Consider the following 16381-nt stretch of genomic DNA (forward strand, 5'->3'; position numbering starts at 1 on the left):
ACTCCATCCTTGCCGCTCGGCACTGGTTTCAGCTGGGTTCGGGATAGTGCAATGTGCCACCTTCGGCCGGGAACTGCAGGTTCTCCAGCGCCGTCCGGCTCAACTCCACCCCGCTCCAGATGAATGCCCGCCGTGCCCCGGCGCCGAGCAGCAGCTCGGCCAGGCCGCGGATCTCGACCTGGGTCAGGCCGCCCTCGAGGTGCTCCAGCGGATGGAGGATCACGGTCGGGGCAGCCTGGAACAGCGTCGCCGGTATGAAGGTCTTGAACAGCAGCTGCAGGGTCTGCTCCGCCACGCTGAAGTCCGCCAACAGGCTGCGCGGATGCTGGAAGCCGTTGACCACCGTCACCCCAGGGCTCCCCCGCAGGACCAGTGCCGCGTTGCCGGCCGCCAGCGGGATCACCCTGCCCTTCTCGCTGCGCCAGGCCAGTACCGGCGCCTCCGCGAATGCCCGGCCGGACTCCACATGCAGCGCCCGCAGCTTGTCCGACTGCAACTGCAGGTAGAGGGTGTTGCGGAACAGTTTGCTCATCTGGCGCTTCCGTTGCCTTGTGGGTGGAGGGGTGATGATCGGGGTCGGCTGTCGAGTTCGACGTGGATACCGCGCCGGCTGTTCGGCGGCGTCACGATCTTGCGGGTCTCGCAGCGGATGACCAGCCGGTCGGCCGCCTGCCAGGCGATGGTCGCATCGCCCTTGCAGTAGCCGGCAAAGGCGAGCTCGCCGAAGCGCTGCGGCAGCGGCTGCCACGCCGGAGCGAGGAACACGTGCAGGCCGTAGGGCGCATGGCCCGGTTTGCTGCTTTCGTGGATCAGGCTCATCAGGTGGGCGGTGGTGCCGCCGGTGGGCGAGTCGATGCTGGCCCGAGTGCCCCAGATGGCGAAGTTCTCGAACCAGAACAGGAAGGCGAACCAGGCGAGCGGCAGCAGGCCCAGCTTGCACAGCAGGCGGGCCAGCGGATCCTTCGGCAGCACGAGATGCCCCACTCAGCGCAGTTGCTGGCGCGCCTGCGCCAGCAGTTCGCCGTTGTCCGGATGCACCGTGATCCGGTTGTTCAGGTCGACCACCGGCAGCATGTAGCGGCTGACCTCGAGGCCGGCATTCTGCATGCGCCGGTGCAGCAGGTCGGCCACTGCCGGCTCATCCACCGAGTGGTACTGGTAGCGAATGCCGGCCTGGTTCAGCTGACGCAGGGTGGCCTGGGTATAGCCGCAAGCGTCGCGGCCGTAGACCGCCAGGTAGGGCTCGATGCTCAGCGGGGCGTTGGTTTCGCGGGAGAAGTGCTCCCAGGCCTTATAGCCGCCGCCACACAGGGCAAGCAGCAGGATGAGATTGCGCATGGACAAGTCCCTTTGTCGAAGGCGATGGCGGCACTCTAGCAGCCCGGGCGCGGCGCGGGCTGCGCGCCGGTTGGCAGAGTCCCGCTCAGGTCGCCGCGAGCGGTAGGCGCAGGTGGATCAGCACGATGGGCTGCTGCTGGCCATCCAGCCGTTCCTCGAGGGCGAAGGGTGTGTAGCCGAGCCGCGAGTACAACAGCAGGCCGGCGGTATTGCGGTTGAAGCAGGACACCCGCAGCTCGCTGGCCGCGTAACGCGCGCTGGCCAGCCGCGCCATCTGCTGCATAAGAAAGCGGGCCACGCCCTGGCGCCGCGCCTGCGGTGCCACCGCGACGTTGCCCACGTAGCAGGCGCCCTGCTCGCGCTTGTAGATGTTGGCGAAGGCCCGCACTTGGTCGCCGCGGCACACCACACGGGAGTCGCTGCGCTGGGCGATGCTGGTTGCCAGTTGATCGACGTCGAGCGGGAAGCGGGCGCGCGGGGCGAGGAAATACAGCTCTTCGGCGCTGCGGGCAAAGGTGCAGATGCTGGGTAGGTCGGCGTCGCGGACCGGACGGAAAGCGAGGTCGGTGTTCATCCTGAACTCCTGGGTGGTGGTAGGCGGAAGGCAATCTAGCATGCGGCAGCAGATGGCCGGCCAGGCGCGTCGAGACTGTGGATAAGTTTGCAGGAATGGTTATCCACAAGGCGAGATAATTGCCAACAACTATCCACAGCGATCCGAGCTGCTTTACGGGTCAAGCCGGGCTGAAGGTCAGGACAGCGGCTTGTCGCGGTGCCGCAGCCAGTAGAAGAAGCCGCCGATCCCGCCCAGCAGAAAGCCCAGCGGGCCGGTGATGAACAGGCCGAGCAGCGGCCCCTGGTTGGCGTCCGGGGTCAGCAGCAGCGGGCCGAAAAAGCCGGCGCAGAAGCCGATGCCGCCCAGGGCAAGCGCGCCGCTGCTCATGGCGGCGAGCAGGCCGCGAGCCGCTGCACCGCCGACGGTACGGATCCAGAGGAAGCGCCCGGCCAGCACGGCGCAGAGCAGGGCGACCAGGCTGGCGACCCACTCGCGCTGCTCCAGGGGGACGAAGTCGAACGGCAGCCAGTAGACGAAGAAGTAGACCGCGGGGACGACCACGAGCAGCAGCAGGATGCGGGCGAAGCGGTGCATGGTTGGACACTCCCTCGGGCGGGTGCGCCTTGTCGGCCGTCAGTGGATAACGTTGGAGTGAGTCTAGCAGCGGCTCGGGACTGGGCGAGGCGGGCCATCCTGCGCGCGCCCTGTCTGCCGGTCAGGCCGGTGCGCGCTTGCGCAGTGCGGCGCCCGCCGCCGACAACCGATACTGCTGGCGGCTGCTCTTGGGCTTGTCGGGGATGGTCATCTCGAGCAGTCCGGCTTCCAGCGCCGGCACCAGGTACAGGGTGCGGAAGTTGGCGTCGCTGCGCAGGCCCAGCGCATCCTGCAGCGCCTTGCGGCTCATCACGCCGTCGCAGGCCTGGATCAGACGGCGAACTTCACCTGCAACATAGCCTGTAACATGACTTGTCTCTTTACTTGCCACATGACCTGTTACTTCGCCTGTATCTTCACCTGCGACATGACCTGCGACTTCGCTGGTGACTTCACTTTTTGCTTCACCTGTCACGCGACCGACGCCACGGCTGGCGGGGCTTGCAGCCAAGTGGCGGGGCAGCGCGCGGGTGAAAGAAAACTCCAGCCACAGGCCATCCTGCTCGTGGCGCAGCAGGGGTTCGACGATGCCGTGGGTGCGGCAGGCGGTGATGAGTTTGTCGATGCCCAGGCCCCAGGCCTCGATCAGCCCGGCGCGGTAGAAGGCGTTGGCGATGTCCGGATTGCCGGGACGCGACAGGTGGCGGGCGCGCAGGCTGGCGACGTTCCAGCCCTGCGCCAGGCGCGCCGGATTCCACAGGCTGATGCGGTCGTCGTGAATGCGGATCTGGATCGGGATGCCGCTGGCGTAGTCCTTGTGCACCAGGGCGTTGACCAGCGCCTCGCGCAGGGCGTCCAGTGGCAGCGGATAGGCGGCGGGAGTGCGCGGCTCGCCACCATTGGGATCGCGCTGCAGGTATTCCTCGAGCAGTGCCAGGCTGCGCTCGAGCTGGGCGAACAGATTGCCGCCGATGGCATGCTGTTCGACCAGGCCGTTATCGCGGCGGAAGTGGCCGATGCGGATGTAGGCACCGGTGACCAGCTTTTCCGGCTCGGCGTGGAACAGCAGCACGGCGGCACGCTTGAGATGGAACAGCTGCAGCTGTTCGACCAGCGCGGCATCGCCCTCCTCTGCGCTGCCGGGCAGGCGCTGGCTGCTGGCGGCGCGCTGGCGGAAGTCGGCCAGCGCGCGGGCATCGAGATCGGCCAGCTGCACCTGGGGGATCGGCTGGTCGTCCCAGCTGCCGCCGGTATCCGGGTGCGGGAAGCGGCCGGCGGCCGTGCCGGCGGACTCCGGCTGGAGGTCTTTCCACTCGATGTCTGGCTGGTCTTTCATCCGCGATTCCCTGGTTGCGCGCGAGGAGCTCCGGGCATGTTAACCAAATGCCGCGGACCGCGGGCAGCGGCCGGCGTGCATTCGTTCATGTTCCGCGCACGCGGCTACCGCCGGGCGGCAGCCCGGCAGGCAGCATGGAAGAGCGGCGGTTACAGGGTGATGTTCAGCTCGGAATCGCGCATCACCTTGAGTTCGGCGTCCTCGGCGTGGAAGCCGCGGGCCAGCTTGGCGCGCAGGGTCAGGTCGGTGCGCGAGTCGGCGTGGCGCAGGGCCTCGTCGAGGCTGATGCGCCCGGCCTGCACCAGGGCGTAGAGGTGCTGGTCGAAGGTCTGCAGACCGAGCTCCTGGCTACGGCCGAGGGCGGTCTTGATGTCGTCGAGCTGGTCGCGCTGGATCAGGTCGGCGATGTAGGGGGTCTTCAGCAGCAGCTCGACGGCGGCCACGCGCTTTTCCTCGCGTCCCGGCACCAGGCGCTGGCCGACGATGGCCTGCAGGTTGAGGGCGAGGTCGCCGAGCACCTGCTGGCGCGCTTCCTTGGGGAAGAAGTTGCAGATGCGCTCGATGGCCTGGGTGGTGTTGGTGGCGTGCAGGGTGGCCAGGCACAGGTGGCCGGTTTCGCTGTAGTGCAGGGCGTGCTGCATGGTGGCCAGATCGCGGATCTCGCCGATCATGATCACGTCCGGCGACTCGCGCAGCACGTTGAGCAGCGCCTGCTCGAAGCTGCGGGTATCCAGGCCCACCTCGCGCTGGTCGATGATCGCGCGCTGGTGGCTGTGGATGAATTCGATCGGGTCCTCGATGCACACGATGTGGCCGCCGCGCGAACGGTTGCGCAGGTCGAGCATCGACGCCAGGGTGGTCGACTTGCCGCTGCCTGCGGCGCCGACCACCAGGATCAGGCCGCGGTCGAGCATCACCAGCTCTTCCAGCTTGGCCGGCAGGCCGAGTTCCTCGATGCCGGGGATCTTGCTCTTGATGTGGCGCACCACCATGGCCACGTCGCCGCGCTGGTAGTAGACGTTGACCCGGAAGCGCCCGGCGCCGTCGAGGCCGATGGCCAGGTTCATCTCCAGGTCGCGCTCGAACTCGGCGATCTGCTTCTGGTTCATCATCTGGTAGGCCAACTGCTGCACCGATCCCGGCGCCAGTGGCACCTTGCCGACCGGCAGGCTCTGCCCCTCGCGCTTGAGTTGCGCCGGCGCGCCGACGCTGAAGAACAGGTCGGAACCGCCCTGTTCGACCATCAGGTGCAGGTAACGAAACACATCCATGCCGCTTGCCTCCGTGAACCGGGAAGAGTGCTGGCGCTGCTGCTGCCGGCGCGAGGCTGGCCGAGCGGCGCGATCCCCTCCCGGCGCGGGAAGGGCTGCAGGCCGTCAGTCTGCCTGCTTCGCTCGCGCCGTGCCGTTGATTTTCTGCATGGTTGCGCCGATCCACTCCTCGGCGCGCTGGTTCAGCTCGGCCACCGCGCGCGGGCCTTCGCCCTCGGCATGCAGGGCCGGGCCGAACACCACGCTGACCGTGCCCGGATGGCGCTGCCAGCCGTCACGCGGCCAGAGCTCGCCGGCGTTGTGGGCCACCGGCAGTACCGGCACGCCGGCCGCCACCGCCACCGAGGCGCCGCTGCGCGAGAACTTGCCCATTTCGCCGGCCGGAATGCGCGTGCCTTCCGGGAAGATCAGCAGCCAGTTGCCCTGCTGCAGGCGTTCGAGACCGACGCTGGCCACCTGCTTGAGCGCCTGCTTGGGGTTGCTGCGGTCGATGCCGATCGGCTTGAGCAGCTTGAACGCCCAGCCGTAGAACGGGATGCGCAGCAGCTCCTGCTTGAGCACCTGGGTCAGCGGTGCGAAGTGGGCGGTGAGGAAGAAGGTTTCCCACGCGCTCTGGTGCTTGGCGAGGATCACGCACGGCTGCTGCGGAATGTTCTGCAGCCCTTCGAGGCGGTAGTCGATGCCGAGCATCACCCGGCTCAGCCACACGGCGAAGCGGCACCAGGTGCGGGCGATGAAGATGTAGCGGGCCTTCTGCGGCAGCCAGGGGGCGATCAGCAGGCTGAGCAGGCACCAGAGCACGGTGCTCAGACCGAGCAGCAGGTAGAACAGGGCCGTACGCAGGGTCATCGGTCGGCCTCCCCGGCCAGCAGGTGGGCGGCGACGGCCGCCAGATCGTCGAACACCAGGACGCCTTGCGGCAGGCCTTTGGCCAGGGTGCGTTCACCCTTGCCGCTGCGCACCAGCACCGCCTGGCAGCCCACCGCCTGGGCGGCGGCGATGTCGCCGGGGCTGTCGCCGACGAACCACAGACCGGCCAGTTCGACGCCGTAGTGCGCGGCGATCTGCTGCAGCAGGCCGGGCAGCGGCTTGCGGCAGTCGCAGCCGTCGTCCGGGCCGTGCGGGCAGTGCACGATCAGGCCGAGCTGGCCGCCCTGCTCGGCGACCAGTTGGCGCAGGCGCGCGTGCATGGCCTCGAGGGTGGCCTCGTCGTAGTAGCCGCGCGCCAGGCCCGACTGGTTGGTGGCCACCGCCACGGTCCAGCCGGCCTGGCTCAGACGGGCGATGGCCTCCACCGAGCCGGGGATCGGGATCCATTCGGCGACGGACTTGATGTAGGCGTCGGAGTCCTCGTTGATGACCCCGTCGCGGTCGAGAATCAGCAGTTTCATGGTCGGGCCCTGTTGGGGCGGACGTAGGGTGGAAAACGCGCGCAGCGCTTTTCCACCGGGTGCATGGTGGACAAGGCTCCGCCGTTGTCCACCCTACGCGTTGGCCCTGTGGATAACGCCTGGGCCATCATCCACAGGACGGATATTCGAGATCTGTGGATAACGGCCGGAGCCGTTATCCACAGGGGCGGTCAGCCCAGCAGCGAGATGTCCGCCACGCCGAGGAACAGCCCGCGCAGCTGGCTCAGCAGCGCGTAGCGGTTGCCACGCACCGCGGCATCGTCGGCGTTGACCAGCACTTCCTCGAAGAACGCATCCACCGGCGCGCGCAGGGCAGCCAGGCGCTGCAGCACGGCGTTGTAGTTGCGCGCGGCGGCCAGCGGGGCGACCGCTTCGGCGGCGGCGGCCACCGCGCTAGCCAGCGCCTGCTCGGCCGGTTCGACCAGCAGGCTGCTGCTGACCAGTGCCGGCACTTCGCCTTCGGCCTTGGCGAGGATGTTGGACACCCGCTTGTTGGCGGCGGCCAGGGTCGCGGCCTCGGCCAGCTGGCGGAATGCCTGCACGGCCTGCACGCGCTGGTCGAAGTCCAGCGGCGCGGAAGGCTGAAGGGCGCGCACGGCCTGGTACACCGCCACCTCGACGCCCTCGTCCTCGTAGCGCGCGCGCAGGCGGTCGAAGACGAAGTCGAGCACCTGGGCGGCCAGGCCGTCGGCCTTGACCTTGTCGCCGTACTGCTCGACGGCGAAGGCCACCGCCTGCACCAGGTCGAGATCCAGCTGCTTCTCGATCAGGATGCGCAGCACGCCCAGCGCCGCGCGGCGCAGGGCGTAGGGGTCCTTGGAGCCGGTGGGCAGCATGCCGATGCCGAAGATGCCGACCAGGGTGTCGAGCTTGTCGGCCACCGCCACGGCGGCGCCGGTCAGGGTGGTCGGCAGCTCGGCGCCGGCGCCGCGCGGCATGTACTGCTCGTTGAGCGCCAGGGCGACGTCCTCGGCCTCGCCGTCATGCTTGGCGTAGTAGTAGCCGGCGATGCCCTGCATCTCCGGGAACTCGCCGACCATCTCGCTGGCCAGGTCGCACTTGGAGAGGATGCCGGCGCGCGCGGCGCGTTCGGCGTCGCCGCCGATGCGGGCGGCGATGAACGCGGCCAGCTTGGAAACGCGCTCGGCCTTGTCGAACACGCTGCCCAGCTGGGCCTGGAACACCACGTTGGCCAGGCGCTGGTTGTTGTCTTCGAGGGCGTGCTTCTTGTCCTGCTTGAAGAAGAACTCGGCGTCGGTCAGGCGCGGGCGCACCACCTTCTCGTTGCCTGCGACGATCTGCGCCGGGTCCTTGGACTCGATGTTGGCCACGGTGATGAAGCGCGGCAGCAGCTTGCCGTCGGCGTCGACCAGGCAGAAATACTTCTGGTTGTCCTGCATGGTGGCGATCAGCGCTTCCTGCGGCACCTCGAGGAAGCGTTCCTCGAACGAGCAGACCAGCGGCACCGGCCATTCGACCAGCGCGGTCACCTCGTCGAGCAGCGCCGGCGGCACGATGGCCTTGCCGTTCTGCGCGCTGGCCAGCTCGGCGACGCGGGCGTCGATCAGCGCACGGCGCTCGGCGAAGTCGGCGAGCACGTAGGCGCTGCGCAGGTCCTCGGCGTAGCTGGCCGGGTTGCTGATGCGCACCTCGTGGTTGGCGTGGAAGCGGTGGCCGCGTGACACGCGACCGGCCTGCTGGGTGAGGATGGTGCAGTCGATCACGCTGTCACCGAACAGCATCACCAGCCACTGGGTCGGCCGCACGAACTCCTCGCGCCGGGCCGCCCAGCGCATGCGCTTCGGGATCGGCAGCTCGTTCAGCGAAGTCTCGACGATGCCCGGCAAGAGGCCGGCGGCCGGCTGGCCGGGGATGCTCTGCACGAACTTGAGCTTGGGGCCGCTGGTGTCGATCTGCTCGAGATCGACGCCGCACTTGCGGGCGAAGCCCAGCGCCGCCTGGGTCGGCTGGCCGTCCTTGTCGAAGGCGGCCTGCACGGGCGGGCCGTCGAGGTTGACGCTGCGGTCCGGCTGCTGGGTGGCCAGCGCCTCGACCAGCACCGCCAGGCGGCGCGGCGCGGCGTAGTAGCGCGCGCGGGCGTAGCCCAGGCCGGCGGCCTTGAGGCCCTTCTCGACGCCGGCGAGGAACGCCTCGGCGAGAGTCTTCAGCGCCTTGGGTGGCAGCTCTTCGGTGCCCAGTTCGACCAGGAAATCTTGGGTACTCATTCTGCGGCCTCCTTCAGCTTGGCCAGGACTTCGTCACGCAGTTCGGGGCTGGCCATCGGGAAGCCGAGCTTGGCGCGCGCCTGCAGGTAGCTCTGCGCCACGGCGCGGGCCAGGGTGCGCACGCGCAGGATGTACTGCTGGCGCGCGGTCACCGAGATGGCGCGGCGGGCGTCGAGCAGGTTGAAGGTGTGCGAGGCCTTGACCACCATCTCGTAGGTGGGCAGCGGCAGCTCGAGGGCCATCAGGCGGTTGGCCTCGGCCTCGTAGAAGTCGAACAGCTCGAACAGCTTGTCGACGTTGGCGTGCTCGAAGTTGTAGGTGGACTGCTCCACCTCGTTCTGGTGGAACACGTCGCCGTAGGTGACCTTGCCGAACGGGCCGTCGGAGTAGACCAGGTCGTACACCGAGTCGACGCCCTGCAGGTACATGGCCAGGCGCTCGAGGCCGTAGGTGATCTCGCCGGTCACCGGGTAGCACTCGACGCCGCCGACCTGCTGGAAGTAGGTGAACTGGGTGACTTCCATGCCGTTGAGCCAGATTTCCCAGCCCAGGCCCCAGGCGCCGAGGGTCGGCGATTCCCAGTTGTCCTCGACGAAGCGGATGTCGTGGACCAGCGGGTCGATGCCGATGGCGCGCAGCGAGCCGAGGTACAGGTCCTGGATGTTGTCCGGGTTGGGCTTCAACACCACCTGGAACTGGTAGTAGTGCTGCAGGCGGTTGGGGTTCTCGCCGTAGCGGCCGTCGGCCGGGCGGCGCGAGGGCTGCACGTAGGCGGCGTTCCAGGTCTCGGGACCGATGGCGCGCAGGAAGGTGGCGGTGTGGAAGGTGCCGGCGCCCATTTCCATGTCGTAGGGCTGCAATACCACGCAGCCCTGCTCCGCCCAGTAGCTTTGCAGGGCGAGGATCAGGTCCTGGAAGGTGCGCACGGCAGGCGTAGTCTGGCTCACGAAATCACCTGTTCTGAGGCTTGCGTAAAGCCGCCGAGTATAACCGATGGCGAAAGTTGTGGAGGGGCGCGTATCGCGTGCTGTGCACCGATTCGACGGCGTCCGTCCGCGGCGCGGATGAGGGAAAGAGCGGGCGCCGAGGGCCCGTCGAGTCCTCGCGGTCGGAACGGTGTTCCACGTGGAACATGCACCTGGCGAGTAGCGGTCACGCGGCGCTGCCCAAGCCCATCGCGCAAATCAGGTGCCGCCCTGCCGCTTGATGATTTTCCTGCACGCTATTGCCCGATAGTTGGGTCTCAGTAATGGCAGGCGCTGTGCTGAATCCGGGTGCTGTCCCCTTTTGCTAGACGGCCAGTTCGCGATCACGCTCCAGATCGATCAGTCGGGTGGTAGGTCCGTCCGGGCGTAGCCGCTCCTGCACCACTTCCGGCCAGCTCTGGCGAGGGCGACGCCTGGCGACGCTGTTGGTGAACTCATGCACCCAGTTCATCGGGTAGAACAGGATCTCGAAGAGCAGCATCGCGGCATCCAGCCCGCTCAGGTAGTTCTTGCCTTGGCTCTCGGCCTTGTCCTTGCGGATCTTTTCCAGGGTGTGCTTGTGCCAGTCGGTGCGCTTGAGCCGCGCCGACTGCAGGCTCTTCACGTAGGCATCGGATTCGCTGTGCCGGCCATCCTTGTCGAACCACGGGCCGTTGTTCATGTAGGCGCGGATGTATTCCCAGAGGCTCTTCTGCAGGGGCAGCGTCTTGCCCATGGGCAAGCCGAGGCTGACCAGGATCTGCTCCTGCGGATGCTCGAAGCGATGCATCAGCACCTCCAGCGAGGCACAGCGCATGCCCCCCATCTGCGGGCCGACCATCATGAATTCACCGGCTATCGCTTGGATATCGTCCCAAGGGGTGTGATAGAGCGTGCCGTTTTTTTCGAAGTAAACTTCTCGAGTGCGACGATTGAACACGACAGGTAATGGTAATGGGCGAAGTGTTTCCCAGGAAAAAGGTATCAAGAAGAATGGGAGACCGAGTCCCCATAACATCGCCAACGCACTCCACTTGCCACCTGGCAGCAGAAAGACAGACATTCCGCAGCAAAGCAAAATGATTGTTCCGCCTATCATTCCAGTGAGAAGACCACGATCAGAGTCCCCTCCACTGCTGAGCGCCAAGTACCTATCCGTATGTTCCTCTGCAAGGAACAAATCCATTGGTATTTCCCCCGTCAATTGGTCAGCCCCTAGTACTTCAATAGGATTCTGTCCAAACCTCAAACGGGTTTGTTTTAATAATTGACTGAAATTCATATCCAAGCAACTTCCTCAATAGTAATCGGCGCCAGAGCAAGACCAGGAGCTGGATAGTAAGTGAGTTGGCCGTTGATCTGGTTGAGCTCCTGCCCCTTTTCCTCGTGATAGACCCGCCGATAGGTTGCAACACCAGCCTCAGTCTGTGCTCGGGTGCCGCCATGACGATCGAAATCCTTGCCGGTCCACTCCACGGCCTTCTTCCGGCTGCCAAAGCCCAAAATGCCGCCCCAGACTTCCTCTCCCTTGAAGTGGATCATCTCATCGGTCAGAACGACCTGGCCCGGCAGGCGCAGAATCAGGTAGGTGGTTTCCACCATGCCTGTGTATGGGTTGAGTTCATTGAAGCGGTAGGCGCCGAAACTGACCGGGAAGACCACCTTGTAGAGCTCCAGCATGCTCTTCGTGTAGCTGTTGGCCCAATCCGCGGGACGGGTGCCAAAGCGAGTGCCTTTCACCCAGGCCTCCAACGGGGTGTCCTTGGTATATAGGCGCATGAAAACACCAGCGAAGATGGTCAGCGCCAACCCCAGCGCCTTGGGCGCCAGATGAGGCATTGCACCGAGCCCTCTTGCCATTGCCGCGGCTTCACCAGCGAGTACCGCGGCTCGGGCGGTGCGGTAGGCCCGGAAAGCTTGGACCATCAGTGCCAGGTTGGCGGCGGAGGCAACTGCGAGTCCGGCATTGATCGCGGCGGTATCCAGATCTCCGGCGCGGTAGGCCTCCAGCACTTCCATACCGTAGACCACGGTATCCAGACCGGAAACGATGCCCTGCAAGGCAAAGGTGCCAGCACTAAGCCCCAGGGCCTTGGCCAAGGTAGCTTGCGCAGATACTGATTCTTTCCCCGTAGCCTTCACTGCTGCTTCCCAGTTCAGCTCGGCAACTTTCTGGAGAGTTGCGCTACCGGCGGAGGCTACCCCCAATCCACCGCCAAAAAGCGAAAGTGCCCCCTTCAATGAGGCCGACTCGCAAAACTGCGTTCCACTTACTTTGAGATTCCACCCCGCCATCATCACCAGCAAACACTTGAGCTGAGCCCGACTCACCGCCTCCTTGCTCATGCTAAGAAGGTCGCGCGGATGAACGGCGGCCAGTTGTGTGTTCAATGGCGGCAGCTTGGCTGTCGCCGGCACCGTTTGAGCCGGCACCAGATGGAAGAAGGGCAGAGCCTCCTGCACCGCTCCCGCCAGAGGCGTGAGTTTGAACTTGCTCGGTGGCTGGGACCGGGTCCCCATCTGCTCGCTGAGCCATTCACCGATCTGGCGTGGCTCGGCGGCATGCACGGCGAGGCGCTGGCCGCTACGCGCCAGGGATGCCGTCATGAAGGCCTTGGCTGCGGCATTCAGCGGCTGCTCAGCGTTGGCGCTATGCAGGTGCACACCCGCCACCGGGGATAGCGCGATGAACAAGGCCTCCGAGGCGTCGGCCAGTCTGCGTTGCGCGAACCTGTTGGCGGCCAGGTTGATCATCGCCGTTAATGCCAGCGCACGCCCCATCTGGGCGCCGGATTGGGCCGTGGCGCCGAGGTTGTCGTTCAGGTTGTCGCCGCTATCGAGCAGCGTCTTGAGCTCGGGCACGCTCGCGCGCTCGTACAGCCCCAGCAGCGCCCAGAGCAACCAGGGTTTGGCATCGCCAAGGTTCGCGTAGTCGAGCGCCCTGGTCAGGGATTTGACCCCGAGGGAAGTCTCTGCCGGACCCAGGCAGCCAGCAGCAAAATTCGCCTCCAGCAACGCGCGTGCTTCCGGCTGAGTGATATCGAAGTGGCCGCAGGCAGTCTCCAGACTCGCTGGCGTTTTCTGGCCGAGTGTCTCGAACCAGCCAACCCAGAGCGTGGCGAGGCGACGCATGTCGTCCGCGTAGGCGGCCTCTTCGTTCTGCTGTTGTTTCCATGCCGCCTGGAGCTTGTCGAAGCGCGTCATGCTCGGCATGTTCCGACGCAGCTGGTTGTCGCTGTCGCTCAACTGCTTCAGTACACCGGCGATGGCCCATTCTTCGCAGTGCTGGGTGCGAAACGCGTCGAAGCCTGCCTTGCGCCGGCGCAGCAAGGCGGCCAGGTCCAGTAGCACGCCCCATGCATCGTCGACCACCGCGTAGGCCTGTTGTTCGCAGCGGCCCATGTCATTCAGCGTCCGCGTCCAGTCTGGCCGTCCGGGCGACGCCTCGCAGCTCCACCCGAACCCCTTGGGCGAGAGATAGTCGCCCTGCGCAGGCCGGATCCCGTCAGGCTTGCCGCTGAACGGAGCGGCACCCGGGGTCAAGATCCGCATGATTCGCTGGCGCACCTTGGCGTTGGTCTTGGCGGCATGGAACTGCGTATCGCTCCATTGCGCGGGCGACCAGACCAGGCCCAGCGCCGCGCCGGCAGGCACCAGCAGATAGGGCCGGGCGCTGGTATCGATGACCTTTCCGCCTCGAGAGGTTTCCGAGAGCCGAGCAGTGCCGACCTTGTATTCGAGCAGACGCTTCTGAGCGTCCTGCCAGACATAAAGCCAGCCATCCCTGAGCAACCTTGCCGTGTAGTTCAGGGGCTGCCCCTGTCCATCGCCATACGCCTCGCCCAGTGGCGGAAAGTTTCCCGTCAGTGCGGGCAACCCAAAGGCAGAGGTATCGATGGCCGGTGTCGTGCCGATGGCATAGCGCATGGGCCAGACCGCGCTCAACAGCGGGCATGCCGCAGGTTTGAAGTTGGCAGGAGCCGCCATCAGTCCACCTCCTGTGGATCAGTCGCCGCCAACGCCTGAAGCAGCGGCCAGTCCAGAACGACCTGGGCCTCCAGAAGGTTGTCGGTAGGTCGGGTACAGTCACGTTCGGGTGAAGGGTTGTTCCATGCGCAATGAACGGCCCCCGCGTGGTGCAGCCAGACGCGGTCAACGCCGTGCCAGAATCCGTCCGGCCATGGCTGATGTTCCTGCCATGCCTGACGCAGCGGCCCGGCCATGCCAAGGCGCAGCCAGAACTCGCGCCTGTCCGGAGCGAGCACGCGCAGGCGCCTCTGCAGAGAGCTGAAGAGTGTCTGGACTGGAATCCGGCTCTCCAGCCAAACAGCATCCGCCATTGCGTTCGTGCCGGCCTGCCAGTGTCGATAGATGAGGCTGCCAATCGACGCCCCAATCAGAATGGGGCCTGCTTCGGCAATGGGCTCGTAGTCAGTGCCGTGCAGCAACAGCAGCGGAGTGACGTCGGTGTACTCGCGATAAATCCATTGAACGGCGTCATCGAAAGCGGCTCCATCCATGAGCAAGGCGCCGGAAAACTTGCGTCCGTTCATTTGCGCTCTCCTTGCGCCTTGGCCGCTTCACACACCTCACAAACCCCCGACTTGCTCTGACGGAAAACCAGGAGCTGCTTCACCAGCGCCTCGAGGGGCAGGCCCGGCTTGTCCGCATCCGCTTGCTGCAGCGGCCCCGGCCGCAATGGCGCCGCCGGAGTCCCCGTGCCGGGGCTGCCGCCGCTGTTCATCTTCACCGTCGCACCGCTGAGAATGACGCCGCTGGCATCGAGCGTGACGAAGCTGCCGCCGGCCTTGAGGGTCAGCTCGCTGCCGGCTTCCAGCACCACCTTGAGGCCGCTGGAGAGATGGATTTCCTGGCCGGCCTCGACGAACTGCCCCTGACCGATCTTGACGTGCTGTTGCTCGCCAATCGTCAGGTGGTCGTTGGCGCGCACTTCGCTCTTGCGGTCAAGGTGGGTGGTGCGGTGCTCCTCGGCCTTGAGCTCCGAGTAGCTGTTGGCCTCGATCGTGTCGTGGCGCTGGTGGCCGACGCGGATCTTCTGGTCGTGCTCGATGTTCTGGTCCCAGTCGCGCTGGGCGTGGATATAGATCTGCTCCGCGCCCTGGCGGTCCTCGATGCGCAGTTCGTTGTAGCCGCCACCGCCGGGGCTGGACAGGGTCTTGAATACGCTGCGGGTCTTGTGGGCCGGCAGCTCGTAGGGGACCACATGTTCCTTGTGATACAGGTAGCCGGTGACCAGCGGCTGGTCGGGGTCGCCTTCGAGGAAGCTGACCAGCACCTCCATACCGATCCGTGGAATGGCGATGGTGCCGTAGCGGTCGCCGGCCCAGCTGCTGGAGACGCGCAGCCAGCAACTGGTGGTGTCGTCGGCCTGACCTTCGCGGTCCCAGTGGAACTGCACCTTGACCCGGCCGTACGGGTCGCAGTGGATTTCCTCGCCTTGTGGCCCGGTGACCACCGCGCTCTGGCTGCCGAGCAGGCGCGGCTTGGGATGGGCCAGCGGCGGGCGAAAGGGCGCGTCCCAGGGGGTGGCGAGAAAGCGGTTGCGGTAGCCCTGGGTGAAGCCGTCGCTGCTCGCCACGTCGCTGGTGACCGCTTCCTCCAGCACCTGCGGCTGCTTGCCCTCGTGGTGCAGCTCGGTGAGCAGCCACAGCTGGTTCCAGTCGCTGCGCGGATGTCCGCCGAGTTCAAGGAAGTGGCCGCTGGCCAGCACTGGCTGGTCGCTAGTGCCCTCGGCCAGTTGATAGTCGGCGCGGTGGCGCTCCAGGGTGCGGCGGGACAGGTGCTTGCCGCGCGTACGCTCGGTGAAACGGCCGGGGTAGTCGTAGTCCTCCAGGTCCGGGGCGAACTCGCTGGTGAAGGCGCTTTCCAGCGGCAGGCGCGGCTGCTCGAAGTCGTAGTCGCGGCGGGTCACCCGACTGGTGCGGGTTTCCAGGCGCACGCCAAAGCGCTTGACCACTGGGGCGTCGGCGACCAGACCGGAGTCCTGCTGGTAGCTCACCGGCGTCAGCCTGGGGAATACCGTCTGGTCGTCGCCGAACACCAGTACATGAGCGTCCGGCACGTGCTGGAAGTGGTAGTGGATGCCCTCCTCCGCGCACAGGCGCTGCACGAAGTGCAGGTCGGACTCGGCGTACTGCACGCAGTAGTCGCGCGGGGGATAGGCGGTCGGGCCGAGCTGGAAGCGGTAGCCGTCGCCCTCGAGGATGCCGTGCTCGGCCAGTACCCGGCCAACGATCTGCGGCACCGTCAGGTGCTGGAAGATGCGCTGGTTGCTGCGCTGGGCGAGGTAGGCCAGCCGCGGCACCAGGCTCAGCCGGTAGCGGGTCAGGCGCTGCCCGGAGTCGCCCTGGGCGATGCGGTAGACCAGGCCATGCACCCCGGCGCCATCCGGGGCGAAGGCGAGGAATGCCGGCCGGTTGAGCAGGGCCTCCAGTTCGAGGTCGGCGCGTTCGCTGACCAGTTCCAGGTCGAAGCGCCAGGGCTGGCTGATGGCCTCGCGGCCGTGGAACTCGAGGATCTGCAGGTCGTGGGCGAGGCCGTCGATGTGCAGGGTGAAATGGGCGGCGTTGGCCGGAGCGAACATCCGTTGTTCCTCGTCGGTCTTCCATGAACGGGGGCGTTGTTTTATGTATCTGCCCGGGCACGGGTGGCAAGCGCTCGGCA

General features: G+C 66.3%; 15 protein-coding genes. All 15 read right to left on the minus strand.

Annotated features, from left to right (window positions below):
• Window positions 1–28: 28 nt before the first annotated feature.
• A complete protein-coding gene (locus KRX52_RS06335; RefSeq protein WP_217680584.1) occupies window positions 29–532 on the minus strand; it encodes a hypothetical protein in 504 nt (167 codons plus the stop codon).
• Entirely contained in the window at window positions 529–972 is a 444-nt protein-coding gene (locus tag KRX52_RS06340) for a hypothetical protein (protein WP_217680586.1), read from the minus strand. Before KRX52_RS06340 ends, KRX52_RS06335 begins: the two co-directional genes overlap by 4 nt.
• 12 nt (window positions 973–984) lie before the next feature.
• Window positions 985–1338: a glutaredoxin family protein gene (locus KRX52_RS06345; RefSeq protein WP_217680588.1), complete on the minus strand. Its 354-nt coding sequence runs from the start codon at window positions 1336–1338 to the stop codon at window positions 985–987.
• Between the two features lie 85 nt (window positions 1339–1423).
• Complete coding sequence (locus tag KRX52_RS06350; protein ID WP_217680590.1) at window positions 1424–1912, minus strand: GNAT family N-acetyltransferase; 489 nt, start codon at window positions 1910–1912, stop codon at window positions 1424–1426.
• A 177-nt stretch (window positions 1913–2089) separates the two neighbouring features.
• Complete coding sequence (locus KRX52_RS06355; protein WP_217680592.1) at window positions 2090–2488, minus strand: hypothetical protein; 399 nt, start codon at window positions 2486–2488, stop codon at window positions 2090–2092.
• A 121-nt stretch (window positions 2489–2609) separates the two neighbouring features.
• Window positions 2610–3824: a Fic family protein gene (locus tag KRX52_RS06360; RefSeq protein ID WP_217680594.1), complete on the minus strand. Its 1215-nt coding sequence runs from the start codon at window positions 3822–3824 to the stop codon at window positions 2610–2612.
• Between the two features lie 149 nt (window positions 3825–3973).
• Complete coding sequence (locus KRX52_RS06365) at window positions 3974–5095, minus strand: PilT/PilU family type 4a pilus ATPase (protein ID WP_217680596.1); 1122 nt, start codon at window positions 5093–5095, stop codon at window positions 3974–3976.
• A gap of 105 nt (window positions 5096–5200) precedes the next feature.
• Window positions 5201–5944 carry a lysophospholipid acyltransferase family protein gene (locus tag KRX52_RS06370; RefSeq protein WP_217680598.1) on the minus strand — a complete coding sequence of 248 codons (744 nt, stop codon included), beginning with the start codon at window positions 5942–5944 and terminating at the stop codon, window positions 5201–5203.
• Window positions 5941–6486, minus strand: coding sequence for a D-glycero-beta-D-manno-heptose 1,7-bisphosphate 7-phosphatase (gene gmhB, locus KRX52_RS06375; RefSeq protein ID WP_217680600.1), 546 nt, complete (start codon window positions 6484–6486; stop codon window positions 5941–5943). The genes KRX52_RS06370 and gmhB overlap by 4 nt, the downstream gene beginning before the upstream one ends.
• A gap of 191 nt (window positions 6487–6677) precedes the next feature.
• The gene (gene glyS / locus KRX52_RS06380) at window positions 6678–8732 is read right to left on the minus strand and encodes a glycine--tRNA ligase subunit beta (RefSeq protein WP_217680602.1); all 2055 of its coding nucleotides are present in this window, start codon (window positions 8730–8732) and stop codon (window positions 6678–6680) included.
• Window positions 8729–9679 (minus strand): glycine--tRNA ligase subunit alpha, encoded by a 951-nt coding sequence (gene glyQ / locus KRX52_RS06385; protein ID WP_217680615.1) that lies wholly within the window; start codon window positions 9677–9679, stop codon window positions 8729–8731. Before glyQ ends, glyS begins: the two co-directional genes overlap by 4 nt.
• A 343-nt stretch (window positions 9680–10022) precedes the next feature.
• Window positions 10023–10541, minus strand: a complete 519-nt coding sequence (locus KRX52_RS21125) for a hypothetical protein (protein WP_254797438.1) — start codon at window positions 10539–10541, stop codon at window positions 10023–10025.
• 434 nt (window positions 10542–10975) lie between these two features.
• Window positions 10976–13684, minus strand: coding sequence for a toxin VasX (locus KRX52_RS06395; RefSeq protein WP_217680617.1), 2709 nt, complete (start codon window positions 13682–13684; stop codon window positions 10976–10978).
• A complete protein-coding gene (locus KRX52_RS06400) occupies window positions 13684–14250 on the minus strand; it encodes a DUF4123 domain-containing protein (protein WP_254797439.1) in 567 nt (188 codons plus the stop codon). The genes KRX52_RS06395 and KRX52_RS06400 overlap by 1 nt, the downstream gene beginning before the upstream one ends.
• The gene (locus tag KRX52_RS06405) at window positions 14247–16301 is read right to left on the minus strand and encodes a type VI secretion system Vgr family protein (protein WP_217680624.1); all 2055 of its coding nucleotides are present in this window, start codon (window positions 16299–16301) and stop codon (window positions 14247–14249) included. The genes KRX52_RS06400 and KRX52_RS06405 overlap by 4 nt, the downstream gene beginning before the upstream one ends.
• Window positions 16302–16381 lie beyond the last annotated feature (80 nt).

The organism is Geopseudomonas aromaticivorans, from assembly GCF_019097855.1.
Taxonomy (GTDB): domain Bacteria; phylum Pseudomonadota; class Gammaproteobacteria; order Pseudomonadales; family Pseudomonadaceae; genus Geopseudomonas; species Geopseudomonas aromaticivorans.

Coding starts and splice junctions, on each gene's coding strand:
- KRX52_RS06345 (WP_217680588.1), bottom strand. CDS start 1,338: ATGCGCAATCTCATCCTGCTGCTTGCCCTGTGTGGCGGCGGCTATAAG.
- glyS (WP_217680602.1), bottom strand. CDS start 8,732: ATGAGTACCCAAGATTTCCTGGTCGAACTGGGCACCGAAGAGCTGCCA.
- KRX52_RS06355 (WP_217680592.1), bottom strand. CDS start 2,488: ATGCACCGCTTCGCCCGCATCCTGCTGCTGCTCGTGGTCGTCCCCGCG.
- gmhB (WP_217680600.1), bottom strand. CDS start 6,486: ATGAAACTGCTGATTCTCGACCGCGACGGGGTCATCAACGAGGACTCC.
- KRX52_RS06405 (WP_217680624.1), bottom strand. CDS start 16,301: ATGTTCGCTCCGGCCAACGCCGCCCATTTCACCCTGCACATCGACGGC.
- KRX52_RS06365 (WP_217680596.1), bottom strand. CDS start 5,095: ATGGATGTGTTTCGTTACCTGCACCTGATGGTCGAACAGGGCGGTTCC.
- KRX52_RS21125 (WP_254797438.1), bottom strand. CDS start 10,541: ATGATGGTCGGCCCGCAGATGGGGGGCATGCGCTGTGCCTCGCTGGAG.
- KRX52_RS06400 (WP_254797439.1), bottom strand. CDS start 14,250: ATGAACGGACGCAAGTTTTCCGGCGCCTTGCTCATGGATGGAGCCGCT.
- KRX52_RS06370 (WP_217680598.1), bottom strand. CDS start 5,944: ATGACCCTGCGTACGGCCCTGTTCTACCTGCTGCTCGGTCTGAGCACC.
- KRX52_RS06395 (WP_217680617.1), bottom strand. CDS start 13,684: ATGGCGGCTCCTGCCAACTTCAAACCTGCGGCATGCCCGCTGTTGAGC.
- KRX52_RS06350 (WP_217680590.1), bottom strand. CDS start 1,912: ATGAACACCGACCTCGCTTTCCGTCCGGTCCGCGACGCCGACCTACCC.
- KRX52_RS06360 (WP_217680594.1), bottom strand. CDS start 3,824: ATGAAAGACCAGCCAGACATCGAGTGGAAAGACCTCCAGCCGGAGTCC.
- KRX52_RS06335 (WP_217680584.1), bottom strand. CDS start 532: ATGAGCAAACTGTTCCGCAACACCCTCTACCTGCAGTTGCAGTCGGAC.